The 24,358-nt window shown below is 70.3% G+C and carries 19 protein-coding genes and 1 pseudogene; 15 read left to right on the top strand and 5 right to left on the bottom strand.

What is annotated here, in order from left to right; translation table 11 throughout:
- The first annotated feature begins 207 nt into the window (after positions 1-207).
- Genes VQ03_RS19100 through VQ03_RS19085 form a run of 4 tightly spaced genes read left to right on the top strand, consistent with a single transcriptional unit; the run spans position 208 to position 3,990 of the window.
- On the top strand, positions 208-1,161 hold the full coding sequence (locus tag VQ03_RS19100) for a branched-chain amino acid ABC transporter permease (RefSeq protein WP_048452484.1): 954 nt from the start codon (positions 208-210) through the stop codon (positions 1,159-1,161).
- Positions 1,158-2,486 carry a branched-chain amino acid ABC transporter permease gene (locus VQ03_RS19095; protein ID WP_048452483.1) on the top strand — a complete coding sequence of 443 codons (1,329 nt, stop codon included), beginning with the start codon at positions 1,158-1,160 and terminating at the stop codon, positions 2,484-2,486. The genes VQ03_RS19100 and VQ03_RS19095 overlap by 4 nt, the downstream gene beginning before the upstream one ends.
- Positions 2,483-3,247, top strand: coding sequence for an ABC transporter ATP-binding protein (locus VQ03_RS19090; protein WP_048452482.1), 765 nt, complete (start codon positions 2,483-2,485; stop codon positions 3,245-3,247). The genes VQ03_RS19095 and VQ03_RS19090 overlap by 4 nt, the downstream gene beginning before the upstream one ends.
- A 14-nt stretch (positions 3,248-3,261) precedes the next feature.
- Positions 3,262-3,990, top strand: a complete 729-nt coding sequence (locus VQ03_RS19085; RefSeq protein ID WP_048452520.1) for an ABC transporter ATP-binding protein — start codon at positions 3,262-3,264, stop codon at positions 3,988-3,990.
- Positions 3,991-4,078: 88 nt separating this feature from the next.
- Here the strand turns inward: VQ03_RS19085 and VQ03_RS19080 are convergent, their stop codons facing one another.
- Positions 4,079-4,501, bottom strand: a complete 423-nt coding sequence (locus tag VQ03_RS19080; RefSeq protein WP_048452481.1) for an FKBP-type peptidyl-prolyl cis-trans isomerase — start codon at positions 4,499-4,501, stop codon at positions 4,079-4,081.
- Between the two features lie 97 nt (positions 4,502-4,598).
- A complete protein-coding gene (gene otsB, locus VQ03_RS19075; protein ID WP_048452480.1) occupies positions 4,599-5,351 on the bottom strand; it encodes a trehalose-phosphatase in 753 nt (250 codons plus the stop codon).
- 446 nt (positions 5,352-5,797) lie between these two features.
- Between otsB and VQ03_RS19070 the strand changes: the two genes are divergently transcribed.
- Together VQ03_RS19070 and VQ03_RS19065 are read left to right on the top strand one after the other, a co-directional pair.
- A complete protein-coding gene (locus VQ03_RS19070) occupies positions 5,798-7,747 on the top strand; it encodes a putative bifunctional diguanylate cyclase/phosphodiesterase (protein ID WP_053078660.1) in 1,950 nt (649 codons plus the stop codon).
- A 53-nt stretch (positions 7,748-7,800) separates the two neighbouring features.
- The gene (locus VQ03_RS19065) at positions 7,801-8,454 is read left to right on the top strand and encodes a metallophosphoesterase family protein (protein ID WP_048452478.1); all 654 of its coding nucleotides are present in this window, start codon (positions 7,801-7,803) and stop codon (positions 8,452-8,454) included.
- Positions 8,455-8,886: 432 nt separating this feature from the next.
- Here the strand turns inward: VQ03_RS19065 and tkt are convergent, their stop codons facing one another.
- From tkt to VQ03_RS19050, 3 genes are all read right to left on the bottom strand, one after another.
- Complete coding sequence (gene tkt / locus VQ03_RS19060) at positions 8,887-10,965, bottom strand: transketolase (protein WP_048452477.1); 2,079 nt, start codon at positions 10,963-10,965, stop codon at positions 8,887-8,889.
- Positions 10,966-11,013: 48 nt separating this feature from the next.
- Entirely contained in the window at positions 11,014-12,897 is a 1,884-nt protein-coding gene (locus tag VQ03_RS19055) for a glycoside hydrolase family 15 protein (protein ID WP_048452476.1), read from the bottom strand.
- An 80-nt stretch (positions 12,898-12,977) separates the two neighbouring features.
- Positions 12,978-13,658, bottom strand: coding sequence for a hypothetical protein (locus VQ03_RS19050; RefSeq protein WP_048452475.1), 681 nt, complete (start codon positions 13,656-13,658; stop codon positions 12,978-12,980).
- Between the two features lie 256 nt (positions 13,659-13,914).
- Here VQ03_RS19050 and VQ03_RS19045 point away from each other — a divergent pair, with 256 nt between their 5' ends.
- From VQ03_RS19045 to VQ03_RS19005, 9 genes and pseudogenes are all read left to right on the top strand, one after another.
- Positions 13,915-14,544, top strand: coding sequence for an ANTAR domain-containing response regulator (locus VQ03_RS19045; RefSeq protein ID WP_048452474.1), 630 nt, complete (start codon positions 13,915-13,917; stop codon positions 14,542-14,544).
- A complete protein-coding gene (locus VQ03_RS19040; protein ID WP_048452473.1) occupies positions 14,541-15,536 on the top strand; it encodes a CmpA/NrtA family ABC transporter substrate-binding protein in 996 nt (331 codons plus the stop codon). The genes VQ03_RS19045 and VQ03_RS19040 overlap by 4 nt, the downstream gene beginning before the upstream one ends.
- A 470-nt stretch (positions 15,537-16,006) precedes the next feature.
- Positions 16,007-17,293, top strand: a complete 1,287-nt coding sequence (locus tag VQ03_RS19035) for a CmpA/NrtA family ABC transporter substrate-binding protein (RefSeq protein WP_048452472.1) — start codon at positions 16,007-16,009, stop codon at positions 17,291-17,293.
- A gap of 1 nt (position 17,294) precedes the next feature.
- Positions 17,295-18,155 (top strand): nitrate ABC transporter permease, encoded by an 861-nt coding sequence (ntrB, locus tag VQ03_RS19030; protein ID WP_048452471.1) that lies wholly within the window; start codon positions 17,295-17,297, stop codon positions 18,153-18,155.
- Between the two features lie 13 nt (positions 18,156-18,168).
- Positions 18,169-18,978, top strand: a complete 810-nt coding sequence (locus tag VQ03_RS19025) for an ABC transporter ATP-binding protein (protein WP_048452470.1) — start codon at positions 18,169-18,171, stop codon at positions 18,976-18,978.
- 4 nt (positions 18,979-18,982) lie between these two features.
- Positions 18,983-20,200 carry an NAD(P)/FAD-dependent oxidoreductase gene (locus VQ03_RS19020; RefSeq protein WP_053078659.1) on the top strand — a complete coding sequence of 406 codons (1,218 nt, stop codon included), beginning with the start codon at positions 18,983-18,985 and terminating at the stop codon, positions 20,198-20,200.
- 11 nt (positions 20,201-20,211) lie between these two features.
- A complete protein-coding gene (locus VQ03_RS19015) occupies positions 20,212-21,996 on the top strand; it encodes a NirA family protein (protein ID WP_048452469.1) in 1,785 nt (594 codons plus the stop codon).
- Between the two features lie 146 nt (positions 21,997-22,142).
- On the top strand, positions 22,143-23,756 hold the full coding sequence (locus tag VQ03_RS19010; protein WP_048452468.1) for a sulfite reductase subunit alpha: 1,614 nt from the start codon (positions 22,143-22,145) through the stop codon (positions 23,754-23,756).
- Positions 23,757-24,045: 289 nt separating this feature from the next.
- Positions 24,046-24,358: pseudogene (locus VQ03_RS19005) on the top strand (nitrate reductase); the annotation flags it as partial.

Genomic DNA, 24,358 nt, shown 5'->3' with positions numbered 1-24,358 from the left:
CGAGGCGGCGATTGTCTTGAGCCGTTGCAGCCGTCGAAGACGGTGTTCGCATTGGCGCGGGTCCCTTCTCCACGCGGGGAAGGGGATCCCGCGCTGAAAGCTCCGACTGTAACATCAAGCGCTTGGAGTCGGTTTCCCGTGAACCCGGTGGGCGCTTCCCACCACGCACCCGCCATCTCGGCGCCTCGCACCGGCAGGAGACCCCGCGTGCTCGAACTCGTGATCGTCTCGACGCTGAACGGCGTGCTCTACGGGATGCTGCTCTTCCTGATGGCGAGCGGCCTGACCCTCATCTTCAGCATGATGGGCGTGCTCAACTTCGCCCATGCCAGCTTCTACATGCTGGGCGCGTTCTTCGGCTACCAGATCAGCCGCTTCACCGGCTTCTGGGTCGGTCTCGTCGCCGCTCCGCTGGTGGTCGGGGGCCTCGGGGCCCTCGTCGAGCGCTACGGCCTGCGCAACGTCCACCGCCACGGCCACGTGCCGGAACTGCTCTTCACCTTCGGCCTCGCCTACGTGATCGAGGAGGTGGTGCAGATGGTGTGGGGCAAGCTGCCGGTCGATTACCGCGTGCCGGCGGTGCTCGACTTCCCGGCCTTCACGGTCTTCGGCACCAACTACCCGGCCTACAAGCTGTTCATGCTGGTGATCTCGGTGGCGATCTTCATCGCCCTCCTGGCCGCCCTGACCCGCACCCGGGTCGGGCTGATCATCCAGGCGGCGCTGACCCATCCCAACATGGTGGCGATGCTCGGCCACGACGTGCCCAAGGTCTTCATGCTGGTCTTCGGCGTCGGTACGGGTCTCGCCGCCGTGGCGGGCGTCATCGCCGGGCCGGCGCTCGTGACCCAGGCCAATATGGCGGGCCTGCTCGGGCCGATCCTGTTCGTGGTCGTGGTGGTCGGTGGCCTCGGCTCGCTCACCGGTGCCTTCGCGGCCTCCCTGCTGATCGGGCTGGTGCAGACCTTTGCGATCTCGCTCGACGTGTCGGTCGCCAGCGTCTTCCAGGCCATCGGCATCGAGGCGGCGCCCTCGGGCGGTGTGCTGGGCGACCTGTGGAACGTGACGATCGCCCAGGTCGGGCCGATCATCCCCTATCTCCTGCTGGTCCTCGTGCTGATCGCGCGGCCGACCGGCCTGCTCGGGAACCGCGAAGCATGAGCGACCTCGCCGACATCGCGCCGTCCGGGGAGTGGGCGAAGGCCGGCGCCCGCCCGTCGATCCGCCCGCGGGGAGCGGGGCTGGCCGCGCAGGTGCTGCCCTGGATCCTCGCCGCCGGAATCCTGGTCGCGGCGCCGCTGGTCTTCACCAGCGGCACGGCGCTGACCATGATGAGCCTGATGGGCATCATGGTGGTGTTCTCCCTGTCCTACAACATGCTGCTCGGCCAGACCGGGCTCCTGTCCTTCGGCCATGCGGTCTATTACGGCCTGGGCGCCTTCTTCACCGTCCACGCGATGAACCTCGTGGCGTCGTTGCGCCTGCCCGTGCCCTTGCCGCTGATGCCCGTGGTCGGCGGTCTCGCCGGCCTCGCCTTCGGCATCCTGTTCGGGGCGATCTCGACCCGGCGCGCCGGCACCGTCTTCGCCATGATCTCGCTCGGCATCGCCGAGCTGGTCTCGTCGGGCTCGCACATCCTGCACAGCTTCTTCGGCGGCGAGGAGGGCATCACCGCCAACCGCACCAAGATGCTGCGGATGTTCGACCTCAACTTCGGACCGCAGATCCAGGTCTACTACCTGATCGCCGCCTGGTGCCTGATCTGTGCGGTGGCAATGTACGCGATCACCCGCACGCCGCTCGGGCGCCTGTGCAACGCCGTGCGCGAGAACCCGGAGCGGGTCGAGTTCCTGGGCTACGAGCCGCAGGCGATCCGCATCACCGCCTTCTGCCTCTCGGCGATGTTCGCGGGCGTCGCCGGCGCGCTCGCGGGCATCAACTTCGAGATCGCCAACTCGGCCTATCTCGGGGTGCACCAATCCGGCGTCGTGCTGCTCGCGACCTTCATCGGCGGCATCGGCACCTTCGTCGGCCCGGTCGTCGGCGCCGTGGTGGTGACGCTGCTCCAGGTCTCGCTCAGCGACCTAACGGAAGTCTGGCAGCTCTATTTCGGGCTCCTGTTCATCGCCATCGTGATGTTCGCCCCCGGCGGCATTGCGGGCCTCGCCCTCATGCACGGGCCGCTCGTCCGGGCCGGCACCGCTCACCGGCTCCTGCCGGCCTACCTCCTGGCGCTCGGGCCGTTCCTCCTCCTGCTGGCCGGCGTGATCGCGCTGATCGAGATGGCGTTCCGGGTGCTGGTCAAGGCGAGCGACGGCACCGAGATGAGCCTGATCGGCGTCCCCTTCGATGCCGCCCACATCCTGCCCTGGATCGTGGCCGGCGCGATGGCGGTCGGGGGCGGGCTCGCCTTGAGAGCCGTGCTGCCGCGGGTCGCCGCGGCCTGGCACGAGGCCTCCGACGCCGCCAAGGAGAAGCTGGCATGAGTGCCCCCGCGATCGAATTGTCCGGCGTCCACAAGAGCTTCGGCCCGGCCAAGATCATCAACGGCGTCGATCTCTCGGTGCCGGTGGGCGAGCGCCACGCCATCATCGGACCGAACGGTGCCGGCAAGTCGACCCTGTTCCACTTGATCAGCGGCCGCTTCGCGCCGACGAGCGGCACGATCAAGCTGGAAGGCCGGGACATCACCGGCTGGCGCCCGGCGGCGATCAACCGGGCCGGCCTCGCCCGCAGCTTCCAGGTCACCAACATCTTCCCCAAGCTCAGCGTGTGGGAGAACGTGCGCTGCGCGGTGCTGCGGGCGATGGGGCACGGCCCGTCCTTCTGGCGCGGGGTCGAGAATCTGCCCGGCGTCGCCGAGCGCACGGAAGAGATTCTCTCTCGCATCCGCCTCGGCCACCGCGCATCCGTGGCGGCCGGATTGCTGGCCTATGCCGACCAGCGGGCGCTGGAGATCGGCATCGCCATCGCCAGCGATGCCAAGGTCATCCTCCTCGACGAGCCGATGGCCGGGATGAGCCACAGCGAGAGCGAGCACGCGACCCAGCTCATCCGCGAGGTCACCACGGGCCGCACGCTGGTGATGGTCGAGCACGACATGGCGGTGGTGTTCGGGCTCGCCGACCGCATCTCGGTGCTGGTCTACGGCCGGATCATCGCCACCGACACGCCAGCCCGCATCCGGGAGAACCGCGCCGTGCAGGAAGCCTATCTGGGCGTCGCCACCGGGGAGCAGGCCGCGTGAGCGCCGCCCTCGCGATGCCGGCGGTGGCTGCCGCCACCGCACCCGCCCTCCTCGAGGTCGAGGATTTGCACGCCTATTACGGCAAGAGCCACATCCTCCAGGGGGTGAGCTTCCGGGTCGGGGCCGGCGAGATCGTGTCGATCCTCGGCCGCAACGGCGTCGGGCGTTCGACGACGCTCAAGGCGATCATGGGCGACGTGCCGCCCCGCGGGCAGATCCGCTTCAAGGGCCAGCCGATCGCCGGCCTCAAACCCTACGCCGTCGCCCGCCGGGGCTTGGGCTACGTGCCGGAGGAGCGGGCGATCTTCCCCAAGCTCACGGTGCGGCAGAACCTGGCTCTCGGCGAGAAGAGCGGGAAGCGTGGCGGGCGCTGGTCCTATGCCGACATCTTCCGGCTGTTTCCGCGGCTGGAGGAGCGGATCGACACGCCCGGCGGCGTGCTCTCGGGTGGCGAGCAGCAGATGCTCACGATCTGCCGCACCCTGATGGGCGATCCCGATCTGATCATGATCGACGAGCCGACGGAGGGCCTGTCGCCCCAGATGGTCGCCCGCGTCGCCGAGATGATCGGGGAGATCGCCGCCCGCGGCGTCGCGGTGCTGCTGGTCGAGCAGAAGCTGACCATCGCCCTCAAGCTGTCGCAGCGCCTCTACGTGATGGGCCACGGCCACGTCGTGTTCGAGGGCACGCCCGCCGCGCTCTCCGCCAACGAGGCGGTGCGGCGGGAGTGGCTGGAGGTCTGAGGAACATCGACAACGGATCGACGGAGCTGAAACACTCCGTGTCATCCCGGGTCCCGCTTTCGCGGTCCCGGAATGACGAGGGATGGTGTCAGCGCACGCCGAGCAGTTCGACGTCGAACATCAGCGTGGCGTTCGGCGGGATCACGCCGCCGGCGCCGCGGGCGCCGTAGCCGAGCTCGGGCGGGATCACCAGGGTGCGCTTGCCGCCGACCTTCATGGTCGACAGGCCCTCGTCCCAGCCCTTGATGACCTGGCCGGTGCCGACCGCGAAGTTCAGCGGCTGCTTGCGGTCGAGCGAGCTGTCGAACTTCGCGCCCTTCTTGCCGTCCTGGTAGAGCCAGCCGGTATAGTGGACGCTGACGGTCTGCCCGGTCTTCGGCTGCGGGCCGGTCCCGACGACCTCGTCCTTGTACTTGAGGCCGGACGGGGCGGTGACGAACGAATCGGCGGAGGCTGAGGCGGTCATGGCGATCGTGAGGGCTCCGACAAGGTAGAAGGGCGAACGGCGCATCGACGGGATCGTTCCTGTGCGTGACGTCGGGACCTGGGTTAGAGCATTGCCGGCCCGGCGGATAGGTCGGTCCTCTCCGTCGCGCCGGCACCTCTCCTCACGCCGCCGGCAGCGCCGCCGGATCGATGGCGCCGCCCTCGGCCCAGCCGAGGAGCAGCGCCCGCACCGCCGCCGGATCGGCGAGGCGGTGGCGGGCGACCGTGTCGCCGGGCCCGACGCGGACGGTGATCCCGCCATCCTCGTTCACCGGGACGAAGGCCTTCTCGTCGGTGAGGTCGTCGCCGATGAAGATCGCCCGGCGGCCCGCATAGGGCGCCTCGCGCAGGAAGGCCCGGATGGCGTGGCCCTTGGTGGCGCTGGCGGGCAGGATCTCGGCCACCGCCTTGCCCTGTTGCAGGCGGTAGGCCTCGCCGAGGATGCCGGCGACGGAGGCGGCGGCCGACTGCGCCCGCGCGGCATCGGCCGCGTTCGCGAGGCGCCAATGCACCGCGACCGAGCAGCCCTTGTCCTCGATCAGCACGCCGTCGAGGTCGGCGACCGCCTGCTGCAGGGTGTCGACGCCCGCCCGCAGGGCGGGATGCGCCGCCGGATCGCCGCCGGCGACACGGCCGGCCAGGCGCTGCTCGACCCCGTGCAGGCCCGCGACGTCGAAGCGCTCCGGCGCCAGGAAGCCGTCGATGGTGGCGATCGGTCGCCCGGTCACCAGCGCCAGCGCCCCGCCGAGGCGGCCGCGCAGCCGCGCCAGACCCGGCGGCAGGGCGGGCGGGACCACGACGCCGTCGGGGCGGGGGGCAATCTCGACCAGGGTCCCGTCGAAGTCGAGGAAGAGGGCGTAGGCGGTGTCGGTCAAGGGATCGCGTCTCCCGTCGCTGCCGGGGACCACCGTGGAGAGTGTGCCGCGGCCGGTCCGCATCCGGGGTTAAACCGCAACCGGGTGCGCGAGGCAAAACGGAGCGAGCGTGACGACATCGTGTCGCAGGGGAACCGCACCGTCGGGCCAGCCCGCCTCCGGTCATAAGACATCATTCCTGTCTGCGTCGCGGCTTCCGCTGCGTCCCGGCGCGTCCAGGACAGATTCGCCGCCATGTTCGTCCGGGATATTCCCAATCGGCGGTTTCGCTTGTCCCGTGACATCGGCCGACCAGTCCGGCGGCATACGGGGCGGACGATTTCCGCCTCGCACTGACCGTCATCCGCTAATCGAGGGCATCTAGGTAACCTTTGATTCAACCGTCCGTGATGTTTGACTGAGAGTGCGGTGCCATGATCGGATGGGCCGGACAGGGTGGACGCGCAGTGCGCAGGACGCAGACCATTGTCGATCTGTTCCGGATCGAGGCCGCAGGACCGGACCTGATGCGGGCACAGGCGCGGGCGCTGCACAACCACGTGCCTCTCCTGCACGTCATCTTGGCGATCAACTCGACGACAATGGGGCTCACCCATCTCGGCGTCGCGCCGGATCAGCTCGTCCTCTACCCGCTCGGCAGCATCCTGGTCCTGTGCGGCCTCTCCCTCGGGCTGCGGCTGCGCCGGCGCGGGCACCCCGTCGACGAGACCCGGACCGCCGCCAAGCTGAGGCTCACGGTCGTGCTCGCCGGCGCGTTGTCGGTCGCATCCATGGTCTGGGGTTGCGCGCTCTTCGAGCACGGCGGCGCCGACGCCAAGGCCCACACGCTGTTCTATGTCGGCACCACCACGATCGCCTGCGTGTTCTGCCTCCGGCACCTGCGGGCGGCGGCTTTGCTGGTACTGGCGATCGTCACCTGTCTCCTCTGCCTGCATGTCAGCCGCCTCGACAACCAGGCAATGCATGCGATCGGCTTCACCCTGGTGATCGTCAGCGCTGCCCTGACATTCGTGATCGTCACCTATGACCGCGATTTCACCCGCCTGATCGGACAGCAGGCCGAGCTCGAGCTCCTGAGCCGGGAGAACCTGCGCCTCGCCAATCTCGATACGCTGACCGAGCTGCCGAACCGCCGCAGCTTCTTCGCCTCCCTGGACCGGGCCGCGGGCGAGGCGGAGACCGGGGCGGAGCCGTTCGTCGTCGGCCTGGTCGATCTCGACGGGTTCAAGCCTGTGAACGACGCCCACGGGCACGGCGCCGGCGATGCGGTGCTGCAGGAGGCTGCCCGGCGCCTGCAGGACGTGGTGGGCGAGGCCGGCGTGGTGGCGCGCCTCGGCGGCGACGAGTTCGGCCTCGTCCTGCGCGGTGCGACCGCCCTCGCGACGATGGGCGAGACGATCTGCGGCGCCCTGGCGGCGCCGTTCCGGCTGCCGCATGGCGGCACCGCCCAGATCGGCGCCTCGGTCGGCTTCGCCGCCTATCCGGAGGCGGGCCACAAGGCGGCCCAGCTGGTCGAGCGGGCGGATTACGCCCTGTACTACGCCAAGGCGCAGAGCCGCGGCGCCGCGGTGCTGTTCACCGAGGAGCACGAGCGGCTGCTGCGCACCCAGAGCGTGATCGAGCAGGCCCTGCGCCATGCCGACCTGCCCCGGGAGATGAGCCTCGTCTTCCAGCCGATCGTCGATGTGCGGCGCGGCTGCACCGTGGCCTTCGAGGCGCTGGCGCGGTGGTCGAGCCCGGAGCTCGGCCCGATCTCCCCTTCCGTGTTCGTGCCGATCGCCGAGCGCTCGGGCCTCATCACCCGCGTCACCGCGGTGCTGTTCAGCCAGGCGCTCGCCGCCGCGAAGGCATGGCCCGACCGGGTCGCCCTGTCCTTCAACCTGTCGATGGCCGACATCGCCTCGCCGCAGGCCGCCGCCGGCATCGTCTCGGCCATCCGGACGAGCGGCCTGAAGCCCCAGCGGGTGATCCTGGAAGTGACCGAGACCGCGCTGATCCAGGACGTGGCGCAGGCCCAGACCGTGCTTGAGACCCTGAAGGCCACCGGCATCTCCATCGCGCTCGACGATTTCGGCACCGGCTACTCGTCGCTCAGCTACGTCCACCGCCTGCCCCTCGACAAGCTCAAGATCGACCGCAGCTTCATCAGCGAGATCACCACCGATCCGGCCAGCCGCGACATCGTCACGTCGATCGCCGCGCTCGCCCGCAACCTGAAGCTCGCCTGCGTGGTGGAGGGGATCGAGACCGCCGAGCAGTCCCGGCTGCTCGAAGGGCTCGGCTTCGAGCTGATGCAGGGCTATCACTTCCACCGGCCGATGGGTTTCCCCGACACCCTGCGCTACCTCGATGGCGAGGCGGTGCGGTCTGTCCGGCCGGTCCAGGCGGTCGCCTGATCGGCACGCGGTCGCGTGACCGGGGAGCGGCCGCCCGTCAGGGAGGGTCGGCCATGCTCACCTACGCGATCGGCGACGTCCACGGCCGCACGGATCTCCTCGTCCGCCTGCTTGGCCGGATCGAGGAACACCGCGCCGGACGGCCGCGCCGCCTGGTCTTCCTCGGCGATGCCATCGATCGCGGGCCCGACAGCGCCGGGTCGGTGGCCACCTTACGCGACCTCCAGGCCCGCGAGCCGGAGGCGGTGACCTGCCTGATGGGCAACCACGAGGCGATGCTGCTCGACGCGGCTTCCGGATCCAACCTCGACCTGTGGCGGATCAACGGCGGCGGCCCGACGCTCGCCTCCTACGGCGTGACCCGCCCGCGCGACCTGCCGGCCGACATCGTCGCCTGGATCGCCGCCCTGCCGACCTTGCACGGCGACGGGCAGCGCTGGTACGTCCATGGCGGCCTCGACCCGGATCGGGGAGCGGAGGCGAGCGACCGCGAGACCCGGCTGTGGATGCGCGAGCCGTTCCTGTCCTCGGACCACGATTTCGGTCGCCACGTCGTGCACGGCCATACCCCGACCCGGGACGGCCGGCCGGAGCTGCGCGCCTCTCGCACCAACCTCGATACCGGCGCGGTGTTCGGAGGGCCGCTCACCGCCGGGGTGTTCACCGACGAGCAGGGGCCACCGGTGGAGGTGCTGGCGGTGCGGTAGAGGGTCGAGGGCGGCATTGCTGCTCACGACGGTGCTGGAATCCTCACCGTCAAGTCGATGGGATTTCGGGCCTCATACCAACGGTCGAAAGACAACGACCTTTGGTTCCGTTCTCGAATTTTCGCCAAGCCCAAGGTCTCGGACGTCTGGGCTTGGCGTCGAACATTCGAGAGGGGTCATCGGCCCCGTCGATCTCGGGCCTGCCCGAGATCGAGGTTGATGCTCGGGCCTGCCCGAGATCGAATCGATGCATCAGCATCCTGGGCCGATGGTACGAAGCCCCGATAGCAAGAGAAGCGCATCCCGCTTCATCCCGCTTCATCCGGCGTCGTCGGCGGCTACGGATCCTGGGTTCTCGCCGCCAGTGAGGGCCGGGATGATCATGGAGGGTGTGAAGCCCGCCGGACATCGCCGGCGGGCTTCACACGTTTCTCAGCCCTTCGTCTTCGCCAGCTGGGCGCGGGCGGCCTCCAGCACCTTCTCCGGCGTGAAGCCGAACTTGGTCTGCAGGTCCTTGATCGGCGCCGAGGAGCCGAAGGTGTGCATGCCCAGGATCGTGCCGGCGCTGCCGGTATAGCGGTCCCAGCCGATCACCGAGCCCTGCTCGACCGCGACGCGTGCCGTCACCTCGGGCGGCAGCACGCTGTTGCGGTAAGCCTCGTCCTGCTGCTCGAACAGGTCCCAGGACGGCATCGACACCACGCGGGCCTTCACGCCCTCGGCCTTCAGGGTCTCGTAGGCGCCGAGGCAGAGCTGCACCTCGGAGCCGGTACCGATCAGGATCAGGTCCGGCTTCGCCTCGTCGGCCCCGGCCAGCACGTAGGCGCCCTTGGCGGTGCCGGAGGCCGGCGCGTACGTCTGGCGGTCGACGGTCGGCAGCGGCTGGCGGCTGAGCGCCAGCACCGCCGGCTGGTGCTTCAGCTGCATGATGACGCGATAGGCTTCCGCCACCTCGTTGGCGTCGGCCGGCCGGAAGGTCACGAGGCCGGGAATCGCGCGGAGCGCCAGCAGGTGCTCCACCGGCTGGTGGGTCGGCCCGTCCTCGCCCACGCCGATCGAATCGTGCGTGAAGACGTGGAAGACCGGCAGCTCCATCAGGGCGGCGAGCCGGATCGGCGGCCGCATGTAGTCGGAGAAGACCAGGAAGGTCGCGCCGTAGGCGCGTAAGCCCACGAGGCCGAGGCCGTTGACGATCGACCCCATCGCGTGCTCGCGCACGCCGAAATGGATGTTGCGCCCGCCCGGGGTGAACGGCCCGAGGGTGCCGGCCTCTTCGCTCTCGAGCTTGGTCTTGTTCGACGGCGCGAGGTCGGCCGAGCCGCCGAGCAGCCACGGCACCCGGTTCGCGATGGCGTTGAGCACCTTGCCGGAGGATTCACGGGTCGCGAGGCCCTTGGCGTCGGCCGGGAAGACCGGGATGTCGGCATCCCAGCCCTCCGGCAGGCCGCCGTCGAGATAGGTGGCGAGGTCCTTGGCGAGGGCGGCATCCTCCGCCTTCACCTCTTCGACCAGCGCCAGCCACTCCTCGCGCAGGGCCTTGCCGCGGGCGCCGATGCCGTTGCGGAAATTGTCGTAGACGCCGTCCGGCACCAGGAACTGGGAATCCTCCGGCCAGCCATAGGCGCGCTTGGCGCCCTTGACCTCGTCGACGCCGAGCGCGTCCGAATGGGCCTTCGGGGTACCCTGCTTGGTCGGCGCGCCGTAGCCGATCACCGAGTTGACGATGATCAGCGTCGGCCGGTCGCCCGATTGCAGGAAGGTCTCGATGGCGTGGGACACCGCCACCGTGTCGTTGGCATCGGCGACGCGCAGCACCTGCCAGCCATAGGCCAGGAAGCGGGCGGCGACCTCCTCGCTGAAGGCGAGGTCGGTATGGCCCTCGATGGTGATGGTGTTGTTGTCGTAGATCCAGCACAGGTTCGACAGGCGCAGGTGCCCGGCGAGCGAGGCCGCCTCGGCCGAGACGCCCTCCATCAGGTCGCCGTCGCTGCACAGGGCGTAGACGTTGAAGTCGAAGAGCGGCCGGTCGCCATGGGCCAGCCGCTCGCCGAGGAAGCGCGCGCCCATCGCCATGCCGACGGAGTTGGCGACGCCCTGGCCGAGCGGCCCGGTCGTGACCTCGACGCCGGTGGTGAAGTGGTATTCCGGGTGGCCCGGGGTGCGGCTGTCGAGCTGGCGGAACTTCTTGATGTCCTCCAGGCTCACCGCCGGGGCATTGCCTCCGTCCTTCTCCGCGACCTCGGCGAGGTGGAGCAGGCTGTAGAGCAGCATCGAGGCGTGGCCGACCGAGAGCACGAAGCGGTCGCGGTTGGGCCAGTGCGGGTTCGCCGGGTCGTAGCGGAGATAGTGGTTCCACAGGGTGAAGGCGACCGGGGCGAGGCCCAGCGGCGCGCCGGCATGGCCGGAATTGGCCTTCTGCACGGCATCGATCGTCAGCGTGCGGATCGTGTCGATGCTGCGCTGGTCGATCTCGCTGGTGCCGGCCTTCGGCTTGGTGTCGGCTGCGCTCATCTTCGGGGCCTCGTCGTCTCGATGAAGGGTCGGGGCCTCGCGACCGGTTCAGGTCGCGGGGCTCTCGGCCGCCTGCGGGGGCATCACGGGCCGCTCGCCCGGATGACCCGAGGCGTCCGGGTCTCCGCCGCGCTCCTTAGCGGGTCCGATCGCCCGACTGAAGTTCAGAAGCGTGTTGACGAGCGCGACATGGCTGAACGCCTGCGGAAAGTTGCCGACCTGGCGCTTGCGCACCGGATCGTACTCCTCGGCGAGCAGCCCGACATCGTTGCACAGGGCGAGCAGCCGCTCGATCAGGGCGCGGGCCTCCTCGCGCCGGCCGAGGCCGATCAGGTTGTCCGCGTACCAGAAGCTGCACGGCAGGAAGGCACCCTCGCCGGCGGGCAGGCCGTCCGTCGTCTGGCCGTGCGTGTCGTAGCGGAGGATGAAGCCCTCGTGCATCAGGTCGCGGCCGATCGCCGCGACGGTGCCGACGACCCGCGGGTCGTTCTGGGGCAGGAAGCCCATATGGGCGATGAGCAGCAGGCTCGCGTCGAGGTCCTTGGCGCCGTAATACTGCACGAAGCTGTTGAGCTCGGGGTCGAAGCCCTTCTCGCACACCTCGCGGTGGATCTCGTCGCGCACGCCGCGCCAGCGCCGGACGGCCTCGAGGTCGCCGGCGGTCGGCTCGTTCGCGGCATGGTCCTCGTAGAACCGGATCGCCCGGTCGAAGGCGACCCAGGCCATCACCTTCGAGTGGACGAAGTGCTTGCGCCCGCCGCGCACCTCCCAGATGCCCTCGTCGGGCTCGCGCCAGACCCGCTCCAGGTGATCGAGCAGGGCGCGGCCGACCCGCACGCCGGATTCGTCGGCCAGCATGCCGCGCTGGTGGGCCTGGAACAGGGCGTCGAACAACTCGCCGTAGACGTCGAGCTGGAATTGCTGGGAGGCGGCGTTGCCGATCCGCACCGGCCGCGAGCCCTCGTAGCCGGGCAGCCAGTCGACTTCGATTTCGGGCAGCAGGCGCTCGCCGGCGATGCCGTAGAGGATGTGGGCCTGCTCCGGGCTGCCCGCCACCGCCCGGGTGAGCCAGTCGCGCCAGGCCCGGGCCTCGTCGATGTAGCCCGCATCCATCAGCGCCAGCAGCGTGAAGGTGGAATCGCGCAGCCAGCAGAACCGGTAATCCCAGTTGCGCACGCCGCCGATCTCCTCGGGCAGCGAGGTCGTGGGCGCCGCCACGATGCCGCCGGTCGGCCGGTAGATCAGCGCCTTGAGCGTCAGGAGCGAGCGGGTCAGCACGTCGTCCCAGGGCGTGCCGCCCTGGCAGCGCCGGCACCAGGAGCGCCACCAGGCGGTGGTGGAGGCCAGCATCTTGCGCGGCTCGATCGGCGGCGGATCCTCCTCGTGCGAGAGCCCGTAGCTCAGCACGAAGGCGACGCTCTGCCCGGCCTCGACCGTGAAGTCCGACACCGTGGTCTGGCCGACGCCCTTGAGCGGGGCGCGGGTGCGCAGGACCAGCTTGTTCGGCCCGGCAATGGCCCTGAGGTCGTCGTTCTCGCTGCGCGACACCCAGGGGACGGCCGAGCCGTAATCGAAGCGCACCACCAGGTTCATGCGCATCGCCACCCGGCCGCGCAAGCCCTCGACGAGGCGCACGAGGTGCGTGCCGTCCTCGACCGGCATGTAGTCGATCACCCGCACCGCGCCCTCGGCGGTCTCGTGCGTGGTCTCCAGCACCAGCGTGTTCTCGCGGTAGCGGCGGGTGCTCGTCGCTTCGCCGGCCGGCGCGATGCGCCAGTGGCCGTGATCCTCGCGGGTGCCGAGCAGGGCCGCGAAGCAGGCGGACGCATCGAACCGCGGCCAGCACAGCCAATCCACGCTGCCGTCGCGCCCGATCAATGCCGCACTGCGCCCGTCGCCGACGAGCGCGTAATCCTCGATGAGCAACGCCATGATGCGTCCCGAACAGAGCCGTGACGCCTTAGCTAGAGCGACCTCCCCTTCGGTCCAACCCGAGCCTTATGGATCCGTGTTCAGCGCCGGCGGTCGATGAGGTCGATCATCGCCGCGCCGGCATCGGTGACGCCAGTGCCGAGGGCCGCCATGGTCTGGGTCACCAGCCGGCCGGTCGGCGCGAAGGGCAGCCAGGGCAGGGGACGCTCCGGCTCGGCCCCGGTGCTCGCCGTGCGGGTCGCCGGCTCGGCGGTGTTCCTCTCCGCCGGGGCCTTGTCAGCCACGACCCTGGCGGCCTTGAGCGCCTCGGGCCGCGCCGGCGGGCGCAGGCCGGCGAGGGACGGGACCGTCCGGGGACGATGCGCCGCCGCACGGCGGGGCGCCTTGCCCTCGGGCTTGCCGTCGAACTTGCCCTCGTCCTTGGCCTCGGCGGTCGGCAGGAACGGTGCGGCGGCCTCGGCCGGCAGGCTGGCGATCAGGGGGAATTGCTGCTCGAATTCGAGCGGGTAGGGCGCCCGCATCCGTCCCTCGCCGTCCGGGACGATGCGGAACAGGTCCGCGCCGGGAGGCAACGGCTGCATCGCCGCGACGTGACCCTCCGGCGCCCGCGGCGGCGCCCCGCGCCAGTAGAGCGAGCCCGCCGCCAGGCAGACCGCGACGCAGGCGGTGGGCAGGAGCGGCAGGTAGCCCCGCGAGGCCCCGGGCAGGCTTCCGATGGCGCTCGTCTCCGCCGGCTTGCGCATCCGCCCGTTCTGCCGCATCCGAACCTCCCCGCCGATCGATGCCGGAATGAAGCGTGGCATTCGGGCCGAAGCGGGGCCGTTTCTTTGCGCTTTCGTGTCGGGGGGCGATGGCGGGGCGGCAGCCCTCCGGACGGCTTTCGGGCGCCCATACTCCCCATCTGGGCCCCTCCCCACGGGGCTCTCCCTGGGGTAAGGGCAGCCGCGCCGGTCTCCGGCGCGAGCCGGGCGGGACCGCCGCCCGCGAGGCCCAAAACTTGCGTGATCCGCCGCCGACATGCCCGACCGCGCGACTTCTTCCCCGGCCGCTCCCGCCCCGTCCCCGGGCGAGCCCCTGACGATCGCCGTCGTCGATCCGAGCCGCGCCCGGGCCGCGATCCTGGAGGAGGGCCTGCGCGCCGTCGAGGGCGCCCGGGTGGTGGTCATCCCCGACACCGCCGACCTCCTCGACCGCCTCTCCGCCCTCTCGCCCGACGTGGTGGTGATCCACCTCGAGAGCCCGAGCCGCGACCTCCTGGAGCAGATGTTCGGCGTCTCGCGCCTGGTCGAACGGCCGGTGGCGATGTTCGTCGACCGCACCGACGCGCCGATGATGCAGGCGGCGGTGGATGCCGGCATCTCGGCCTACATCGTCGACGGGCTGCGGGCCGAGCGGATCAAGCCGATCATCGAGATCGCGATCCTGCGCTTCAACGCCTTCGCGCGGCTCCAGCGCGAGCTGACCGAGGCGAAGAGCGAGCTGGCCGACCGCAAGCTGATCGAGCGCGCCAAGGGCATCCTGATGAGCGCCAAGGGCCTGACCGAGGACGAGGCCTACAAGCAGCTCCGGCGCAAGGCCATGAACGAGAAGCGCAAGATCGTCGACATCGCCCGCGCCATCGTCACCGCCGCGGACCTGCTCGGATGAGGCTGCAACTCGGCTACGTCCCGCTCACCGACGCCGCGGTGCTGATCGCGGCGGTGGAGCGCGGCTTCACGGCGGGGGAGGGGCTCGAGGTGGACCTGGTGGCCGAGCCCTCCTGGGCGACCTTGCGCGACCGCCTCGCCCTCGGCCTCCTCGACGGCGCCCACATGCTGGCGCCATTGGCCCTCGCCTGCCATTTAGGGCTCAGCGGACCGCAGGCCCGCCTGATCGCGCCGGCGGCGCTCGCCCGCAACGGCAACGCCGTGACTCTGTCGCTGCCGCTCTGGCAGGCACTCGATGCCGAATCCGACGCCTTGGCCGATGTCGCCCGGGCGCTCGCCCGCGTCGCCGAGGCGCGGGCGGCGGAAGGGCGGCCGCTGACGCTCGCCACCGTCCATCCCTATTCCAGTCACACCTATCAGTGGCGGCGCCTGCTGGCGCTCGGCGGCAGCTCGCTCGCCGCAATCCGCCTCGTCGTGGTGCCGCCGCCCCGCACCGTCGCGGCCCTGGAGAGCGGCCGGATCGACGGGTTCTGCGTCGGCGCGCCCTGGAGCAGCGTCGCGGTCGAGGCCGGCGTCGGGCGCATCGCGGCCTTCGGCGCGGCGATCGCGCCGGGTTGCCCGGAAAAGGTGCTGGCTCTCCCCGTCGAGATGGAGGACCGCGCCGCCCCGCTGCTGCGCGCCTTGAAGCAGGCCGCCCGCTGGTGCGGCGATCCGGCCCATCACCGGGACTTGGCCGCCCTGCTCGGCGCCCCGCGCCACCTCGGCCTCGATCCGGCGCTGATCCTGCGGGGCTTGGCCGGGGCGCTGCGCCTCGCGCCAGGCGGACAACTGGTCGAGGCCGCCGATTATCTCGTGCTGGGTGAGCCGGAACTCACCCCCGACCAGGCCGCCCTCGGGTGGATGGTCGAGGAGATGGCGGCTGCGGGTCAGGTCGAGGGGACGCCGGCCGACGCGGCGGGACTATACCGGGCGGACCTGCTGGCGGCGGCATAGCGCCGGCGCGCCACATCGGACATCCGGCGCGTCATGCGGGGCTCCGCTGCGCGGCCCCGGGATGACGCAGAGGGAACGAAATTCGCCGAATGGACCGGACCGGGAGAGCTTGCCCTCAATCTGAGCAACCCTTGGGTATCGCACGTGCTGCCCATTTCCCCGTCTGTCCAGCCTATCATTTGTGCATCGCACCACAGCGCCAGGCCAGGATTGCCCCCTCTCCGGCCAAGCTGCGAATCGTTTCAATTTCAACCACTTGAACAGGCCCCGGGCCAGTTGGCACGGAACCTGCTCTCCTCATTCCCGTCCGTCAGCGTCGACGGGCATCGACCGTCAGCAGAGCCGCTGACCCGAGTTCCCCTGTGGGCCCGCATCCGCGCGGCCGGCGGAAGACCTTGGGCAGCGGTTTTTTTGCGTTCGGAACCGGACTTCGCGCCATCCCGGCGCAGCGGCTTGAGGGCAGGTCATCGATGAGCAGCGTTGAGCACACCACGCGTCGCGGCATCCTCAAGGGGGCGGCCGGCGCCCTGTCGCTGGCGGCGGCGGCCCGCGTGGCCCTGCCGGGCGGCGCCTTCGCGCAAGGAGCCGGGCCCGAGGTGAAGGGCGCCAAGCTCGGCTTCATCGCGCTCACCGACGCTGCGCCGCTCTTCGTCGCCAAGGAGAAGGGCATCTTCGCGCGTCACGGGATGCCCGACGTCGAGGTGCTGAAGCAGGCCTCCTGGGGCACCACCCGCGACAACCTCGTGCTCGGCTCGGAGGGCAACGGCATCGACGGCGCCCACATCCTGACCCCGATGCCCTACCTGATCAGCGCCGGCCGGGTGACGCAGAACAACGTGCCCGTCCCGATGTACATCCTGGCCCGGCTCAACCTCGCCGGCCAGTGCATCTCGGTCGCCAAGGAGCATATGGGCGACAAGGTCGCCCTCGACGCCAGGCCCTTCAAGGCGGCGCTCGAGCGCAAGAAGGCCGCCGGCAAGTCGGTGAAGGCGGCGATGACCTTCCCGGGCGGCACCCACGACCTCTGGATCCGCTACTGGCTCGCCGCCGGCGGCATCGATCCCGACAAGGACATCGAGACCATCGTCGTGCCGCCGCCCCAGATGGTGGCGAACATGAAGGTCGGCACGATGGATTGCTTCTGCGTCTGCGAGCCGTGGAACGAGCAGCTGATCACGCAGGGCATCGGCTACACCGCGCTGACCACCGGCGAATTGTGGAAGGACCACCCGGAGAAGGCGCTCGGCATGCGCGCGTCCTGGGTCGACAAGTACCCGAATGCCGCCAAGGCGCTGCTCGCGGCCGTGATGGAGGCGCAACAATGGTGCGACAAGCCGGAGAACCGTGACGAGCTGGCCGGCATCGTCGCCAAGCGCCAGTGGATCAACGTCCCGGCGAGCGACGTCGTCAAGCGGATGAAGGGCGAGTTCGATTACGGCGACGGCCGCAAGGTCGCGAACAGCCCGCACATCATGAAGTACTGGGCCGACGACGCCTCGTATCCGTACAAGTCGCACGACCTCTGGTTCCTCACCGAGGACATCCGCTGGGGCAAGTTCGATCCCCAGACCGACACCAAGGCGCTGATCGAGAAGGTGAACCGCGAGGATATCTGGCGCGAGGTGGCGAAGGGCATGGGCGTCACGGCGCCGGCCTCGACCTCCCGCGGCAAGGAGACCTTCTTCGACGGCAAGGTCTTCGATCCGGCGGATCCCGCCGCCTACCTCAACAGCCTCGGCATCAAGAAGGTGGCGTGAGATGGCTCTCGGATTAAGCCTCGGGCGCCTCGGCGCCGCCAAGGCGGAGAGGGCAAAATCCCCTCTCGTCACCCGCGCCGCCCTCAAGGGCCTGGCGCTGCGGATCGTGCCGCCGCTCGTCGTGCTGGCGGTCTTCCTGCTCGTCTGGGAGGTCCTATGCCAGCGCCCCGGCGCCGGCCTGCCGCCGCCCTCCCGGGTGGTCACGGAGGCGTGGGAGATCATCGCCCATCCGTTCTACGACAATGGCGGCACCGACAAGGGGCTGTTCTGGCACATCAGCGCCAGCCTCCAGCGCGTGGCGCTCGGCTTCACCCTGGCGGTCATCGCCGGCGTGATGCTCGGCACCCTGGTCGGCCAGTCCGAATGGGCGATGCGCGGGCTCGACCCGATCTTCCAGGTCTTGCGCACCATCCCGCCGCTCGCCTGGCTGCCGCTGTCGCTCGCCGCGTTCCGGGACGGCCAGCCCTCGGCGATCTTCGTGATCTTCATCACCTCGATCTGGCCGATCATCATCAACACCGCGGTCGGCATCCGCAACATTCCGCAGGACTACCGCAACGTCGCCGCAGTCCTGCGCCTCAACGCCTTCGAGTTCTTCGCCAAGGTGATGCTGCCGTCCGCGGCGCCGTACATCTTCACCGGTCTGCGCATCGGCGTCGGCCTGTCCTGGCTCGCCATCGTGGCGGCGGAGATGCTGATCGGCGGCGTCGGCATCGGCTTCTTCATCTGGGATGCCTGGAACTCCTCGCATATCAGCGAGATCATCGTGGCCCTGGTCTATGTCGGGGTGATCGGCTTCGTGCTCGACCGCCTCGTCGCCGGCCTCGGCCATCTCGTCACCCGCGGCACCGCCACGGCCTGAGGGAGGCCCCAAGATGACCACTCTCAACTCGACCCATCTCAGCCTCGAACAGGTCGGCATCAGCTTCACCCGGGGCGGGCGCACCACGGAGGTGCTGCGCGACGTCAACCTGAAGATCGAGAAGGGCGAGTTCGTCTCGCTGATCGGCCATTCCGGTTGCGGCAAGTCGACCGTGCTCAACATCGTGGCGGGCCTGCTCAAGGCCTCCACCGGCGGCGTCCTCCTCGACGGCAAGGAAGTGAACAGCCCCGGCCCCGAGCGGGCGGTGGTGTTCCAGAACCACTCGCTCCTGCCCTGGCTCACCGTGCGCGAGAACGTGGCGCTCGCCGTCGACAAGGTGCTGAAGGCGAAGAAGAGCCGGGCCGAGCGCCGCGACTGGATCGAGCACAACCTCGCGCTCGTCAACATGGCCCACGCCGCCGAGAAGCGCCCGCACGAGATCTCGGGCGGCATGAAGCAGCGCGTTGGCATCGCCCGGGCGCTCGCCATGGAGCCGAAGGTGCTGCTGATGGACGAGCCCTTCGGCGCCCTCGACGCCCTGACCCGGGCCCACCTGCAAGATCAGCTGATGGAGATCCACCTGCGGCTGAAGAACACCGTTATCATGATCACCCACGACGTTGACGAGGCGGTCCTGCTCTCCGACCGGATCGTGATGATGACGAACGGCCCCTCGGCCACGATCGGCGAAGTCTTGTCCGTGCCGCTCGCCCGGCCGCGCAAGCGCCTGGAGCTCGTCGAGGACCCGACCTACACCCATGCCCGGGCCGAAGTGCTGGCATTCCTCTATGCCCGTCACGCCAAACCCGCGATCGCGGCCTGATCCCATGACGGAACGCCTCGTCGTCATCGGCAACGGCATGGCCTCGCTCCGCTTCCTGGAGCGGCTGACCGAGGCCGCCCCCGGCCGCTACGCCGTCACCTGCGTCGGCGCCGAGCCGGTGGCGGCCTATAACCGGGTGCTGCTGTCGTCGCTCCTCGGCGGCGAGGTCGACGAGGCGGCCTGCACCTTCCGCGGCCTCGACTGGTACTCCGATCACGGCATCACCCTCGTCACCGGCGCGCCCGCCACCGCGATCGATACAGCCGAGCGCATCGTCCGGGTCGGCGAGGGGCTGGTGCTTCCTTACGACAAGCTCGTCCTGGCGGTCGGCTCGGTGCCGATCCGGCTGCCGAAGCCCGGCATGGATCTTCCGGGCGTCATCACCTTCCGGGATCTCGCCGACGTGGCGGCGATCCGCCGGGCGGCGGTGGCGGGCGCCAGGGCGATCGTGATCGGCGGCGGCCTCCTCGGGCTCGAGGCGGCGGTGGGCCTCGCGCGGCTCGGCGTCGACACGACGCTGCTGCACGTCATGGACCGGCTGATGGAGCGTCAGCTCGACCACGCCGCCGCCGGACTGGTGCGCGAGGCGATGGAGGCCCGCGGCGTCCGGGTGATCCTGAATGCCGATACTGCCGCGGTCGAGGGCGACGGCAAGGTCGAGCGCCTGGTTCTCGCCGACGGCACGGTGCTGCCGGCCGATCTCGTGGTGATGTCCGTCGGCGTGCGCCCCTCGACGGCGCTGGCGGCGAGCGCCGGCCTCGATGTCGGCCGCGGCATCCGCGTCGACGACACGATGGCGACCTCGGCCCCCGGCATCTACGCCCTCGGCGAATGCGCCGAGCACCGCGGCCAGACCTACGGCCTCGTCGAGCCGGCCTACGAGCAGGCCGAGGTGCTGGCCCGCCATCTCTGCGGCGAGCCGGCGGCCTATGCCGGCACCTCGCTCGCCACGAGCCTGAAGGTCTCCGGCCTGCCGGTCTTCTCCGCCGGCGCGGTCGACGTGCCGGAGGGCGCCGAGGCCGTGACCTGGAACGACCCCGCGGCCGGCCTCTACCGCAAGCTCGTGATCGACGGCGACCGGCTGATCGGTGCGGTCTTCGTCGGCGACGTCGCCGAGCAGGGCTGGTGCAAGGCCCTGATCCGCACCGGCGACACCCTCGGCCCGGATGACCGGGACGATCTCATGTTCGGGCGTCCCGCCCCCCAATCCCTCGCAGCGTGAAGGAGCCCGCGATGGCCGACGACTTCAACGCCGAGCAGAAGCGCTACCTCGAAGGCTTCTCCCACGGCATCGCCGCAATCCGCATGACCGGCGGCCTCGCCGGCGGCGGAGCCGCCGCCGCGCCCGCCGAACCGACCGGGCCGGATGCGATCCACATCAAGGCGCAGGACCGCACCGTGAAGAACGGCGGCAAGCTCGCCGACCAGGAGAAGTGGAAGCGGGCCGAGAACCCCTTCGACGGCCATAACCGGCTGATCGCCGAGGCGGAGACCGGCAGGGCCCCGAAGCCGGAGGACAATTTCCGCTGGCGCTATCACGGCCTGTTCTGGGTCGCCCCGGCGCAGAACTCCTACATGTGCCGCCTGCGGATCCCGAACGGCATCCTGCACCACTGGCAGTTCGCCGGCATCGCCGACCTCGCCGATGCCCATGGCGGCGGCTACAGCCACGTCACGACCCGCGCCAACCTCCAGGTGCGGGAGATTGCTCCCGAGCACGGACAGCCCTTCCTCGATGGGCTCGTCGATCTCGGCCTCACCGCCCGCGGGACCGGCGCCGACAACATCCGCAACGTCACCGGCTCGCCGACCGCCGGCATCGACGCACAGGAACTCCTCGACACGCGGCCGCTCGCCCGGTCCTGGCACAACTACATCCTCAACGACCGCTCGCTCTACGGCCTGCCGCGCAAGTTCAACGTCGCCTTCGACGGCGGCGGCGTGCTGCCGGTGCTGGAGGAGACCAACGACATCGGCTTCCAGGCGGTCGAGGTGACGGAGGGCGCTGCGGTCGAGCCGGGGATCTGGATGCGTCTCGTGCTCGGCGGCATCACCGGCCACCGCGACATCGCCCGCGACACCGGCGTGGTGCTTCGGCCGAAGGAGTGCAACGCGGTCGCCGACGCGATCCTGCGGGTCTTCATCGAGAATGGCGACCGCACCAACCGCAACAAGGCGCGGATGAAGTACGTCCTCGATGCCTGGGGCTACGACAAGTATCTCGCCGCGGTGGAAGAGAAGCTCGGCCGCAAGCTGGAGCGGGTCGACCCGGCCCATGTGAAGCCTCGCGGCGGTTTCGACCGCTACGCCCATGTCGGCGTCCACAAGCAGGTTCAGCCGGGCCTCAACTGGATCGGCGTGGTGCTGCCGGTCGGCAAGATGACCACCGACCAGATGCGGGCACTCGCCAAGATCGCGCAGGAATGCGGCGACGGCCAGATACGCCTGACCGTGTGGCAGAATTTTCTCTTCTCGGGCGTGCCCGACGACCGGGTGGCGGAGGTCGAGTCCCGCGTCGCGGCGCTCGGGCTCTCCACCAAGGCGTCGAGCATCCGCGCCGGCCTCGTCGCCTGCACGGGCAACCGCGGCTGCAAGTTCGCCGCCGCCGACACCAAGGGCCACGCGCTCCTCATCGCCGACCATGTCGAGGCGGCGGTGCCGGGGCTCGACGTGCCGGTGAACGTCCACCTCACCGGCTGCCACCATTCCTGCGCCCAGCACTATATCGGCGATATCGGCCTCATCGGCGCCAAGGTGACGGTGAGCGAGGAGGGCGACACCGTCGAGGGCTACGACATCGTGGTCGGCGGCGGCTTCGGCGAGGCGGCCAAGATCGGCACCGAGATCTGGAAGGCCGTGAAGGCCGAGGATTGCCCCGGCCGGGTCGAGGCCCTGCTCAACGACTATCTCAGCCACCGCACCGGCCCGGAGGAGAGCTTCCAGGCCTACACCGCCCGCCGCGGGCCGGAGGCCCTGAAGGGGCTCGCCGGCGAGCGGCTGCTGGAGGCGGCCGAGTAGGTCGCCAATCTCCTCTCCCCGCAACGAAGTCGGGCAAGCCCGACTTCGCTCCTCACCTGCAGCTCCCAGGCGAGCCCGGGAGCTGTGGGGAGAGGATAAGGCCGGTGCATCACCGGCGGAACGCCACTCTTCTCCGGTAACCCCCGATGACCCAGCACGTCGCTCCCCCGCTCGTCCTGATCCCCGAATCCGCCCCCTTCAACACCGACCAGCGCGCCTGGCTGTCGGGATACTTCGCGGCCCTGCTCGGGCCGGCGGTCGAGGGCGCCACGGCCCTCGGGGCCGGCGAGGCGCCCGGCGGTCCGGCCCTCGCCGACAATGGCGACGCGCCCTGGCACGACCCGTCGATGCCCCTCGACGACCGCATGTCCCTGGCGAAGGACCGGTCCGAGCCGCAGAAGCTGATGGCCGCCATGGCCCAGCAGGATTGCGGCCAGTGCGGCTACAATTGCGCCGACTACGCCAACGCCCTCTTCCTCAAGAAGGAGGAGCGCCTGAACCTCTGCCAGCCGGGCGGCAAGGAGACGCTCCGGATGCTGAAGAAGCTGGAGGCGGAGTTCGGCACGGCGGCGCCCGCGGGCGCCGCTTCCGCCGCGTCCGACGACGCCCCGAAGGCGGAGGCCCCGGTCGGCCCCTACGGCCTGTGCCGCGAGAACCCGGCCGAGGCGGTCTTCCTGTCCCGGCGCCGCCTCAACGCGCCCGGCGGCGAGAAGGAAACCTGGCACATCGAGATCGACCTCGCCGGCACCGGCATCGACTACGTGGTCGGCGATTCCCTCGGTCTCTTCCCGGCCAACGCCCCGGCCTTGGCGGACGCGGTCATTGCCGAGCTCGGTGCCCGGCCGGAGCGGGTCATCGCCACCAAGCTCGGCGAGAAGACCCTGCGCGAGCACCTGCTCACCAACTACTCCCTCGGCTCCGCGCCGGACGGGCTCTTCCAGCTCCTCTCGCTCCTCACCTCCGGCGCGCAGCGCAAGAAGGCCCAGGCGCTCAGCGCCGGCGAGGACCCGGACGGCGATTCGGCCTGGCTCGACGTGCTCGGCGCCCTCCACAAGTTCCCGGGCGCCCGGCCCGACGCCGAGGTCTTCCTGGAGGCCCTCGACGAGCTGCAGCCGCGGCTCTACTCGATCTCGTCCTCGCCCAAGGCCGATCCGGGCCGGGTCTCGCTCACCGTCGATGCTGTGCGCTACAGCCACCGCTCGCGCCTGCGCCTCGGCGTCGCCTCGACCCATCTCGGCGAGCGCCTCTCCGAGACCGCCAAGGTGAAGGTCTACCTCCAGAAAGCCCACGGCTTCGGCCTGCCGGAAAATCCCGAGACCCCGGTCGTCATGGTCGGGCCCGGCACCGGCATCGCGCCGTTCCGCGCCTTCCTGCGCGAGCGCGCCGCCATCAAGGCCCCGGGCAAGAACTGGCTCTTCTTCGGCCACCAGCGCCAGGCTTCGGACTTCTTCTACCGCGACGAGCTGCAAGGCCTGAAGGACCAGGGCGTGCTCACCCGCCTGTCGCTGGCCTGGTCGCGGGACGGGGGCGAGAAGACCTACGTCCAGGACCGGATGCGCGAGAACGGCCGCGAGCTGTGGCGCTGGTTCGAGGAGGGCGCGCATTTCTACGTCTGCGGCGACGCCAAGCGCATGGCCAAGGACGTCGAGCGGGCGATCATCGACGTGGCGGCGACCCACGGCGGCAAGAACCCGGACGAGGCTGTGGCCTATCTGGCGGCGCTCAAGAAGGCGAACCGCTATCAGGCGGACGTGTACTGAGGGCGTCCGCGACCCTGTTCATCTCCCCTCGACGGCGTTGACACCCTCCGCGTCATCCCGGGGCCGCGCAGCGGAGCCCGGGATCCAGAAGCGCGGAGGGTTCCGGATCAGGCGGGGCGCCATTCGCCTCGTTCGAAACGACCTGAGTGTCTGGATTCCGGGCCCCGCTGCGCGGCCCCGGAATGACGCGGAGGGTGTCAGGTTCGTCGAGCAGGCTGCCCTCGGCGGCCCACCCCTTGCTTGCCCAAACCTACCGGCCCCCACCCACGCCCGGCGAAAGGCTCCTGCGATGAACCTGCACGTGCCGGCCCTCACTCCCGAGGCCGCTCCCGTCCGGACCACCTGCCCGTATTGCGGCGTCGGCTGCGGCGTGCTCGCCCGGCCGGACGGGCAGGGCGGCGCCAGCGTCGCGGGCGATCCGCAGCACCCGGCGAATTTCGGCCGGCTGTGCTCCAAGGGCTCGGCTCTGGGTGAAACCCTCTCCCTCGACGACCGGGTGCTGCATCCCGAGATCGCCGGGCGGCGGGCCAGCTGGGGCGAGGCGCTCGACGCCGTGGCCGAGGGCTTCCGGCGCACCATCGCGGCCCATGGGCCGGACTCGG

It is taken from the genome of Methylobacterium tarhaniae, assembly GCF_001043955.1.
GTDB classification, from domain to species: domain Bacteria; phylum Pseudomonadota; class Alphaproteobacteria; order Rhizobiales; family Beijerinckiaceae; genus Methylobacterium; species Methylobacterium tarhaniae.
This window is presented reverse-complemented; position numbering and strand designations above follow the sequence as displayed.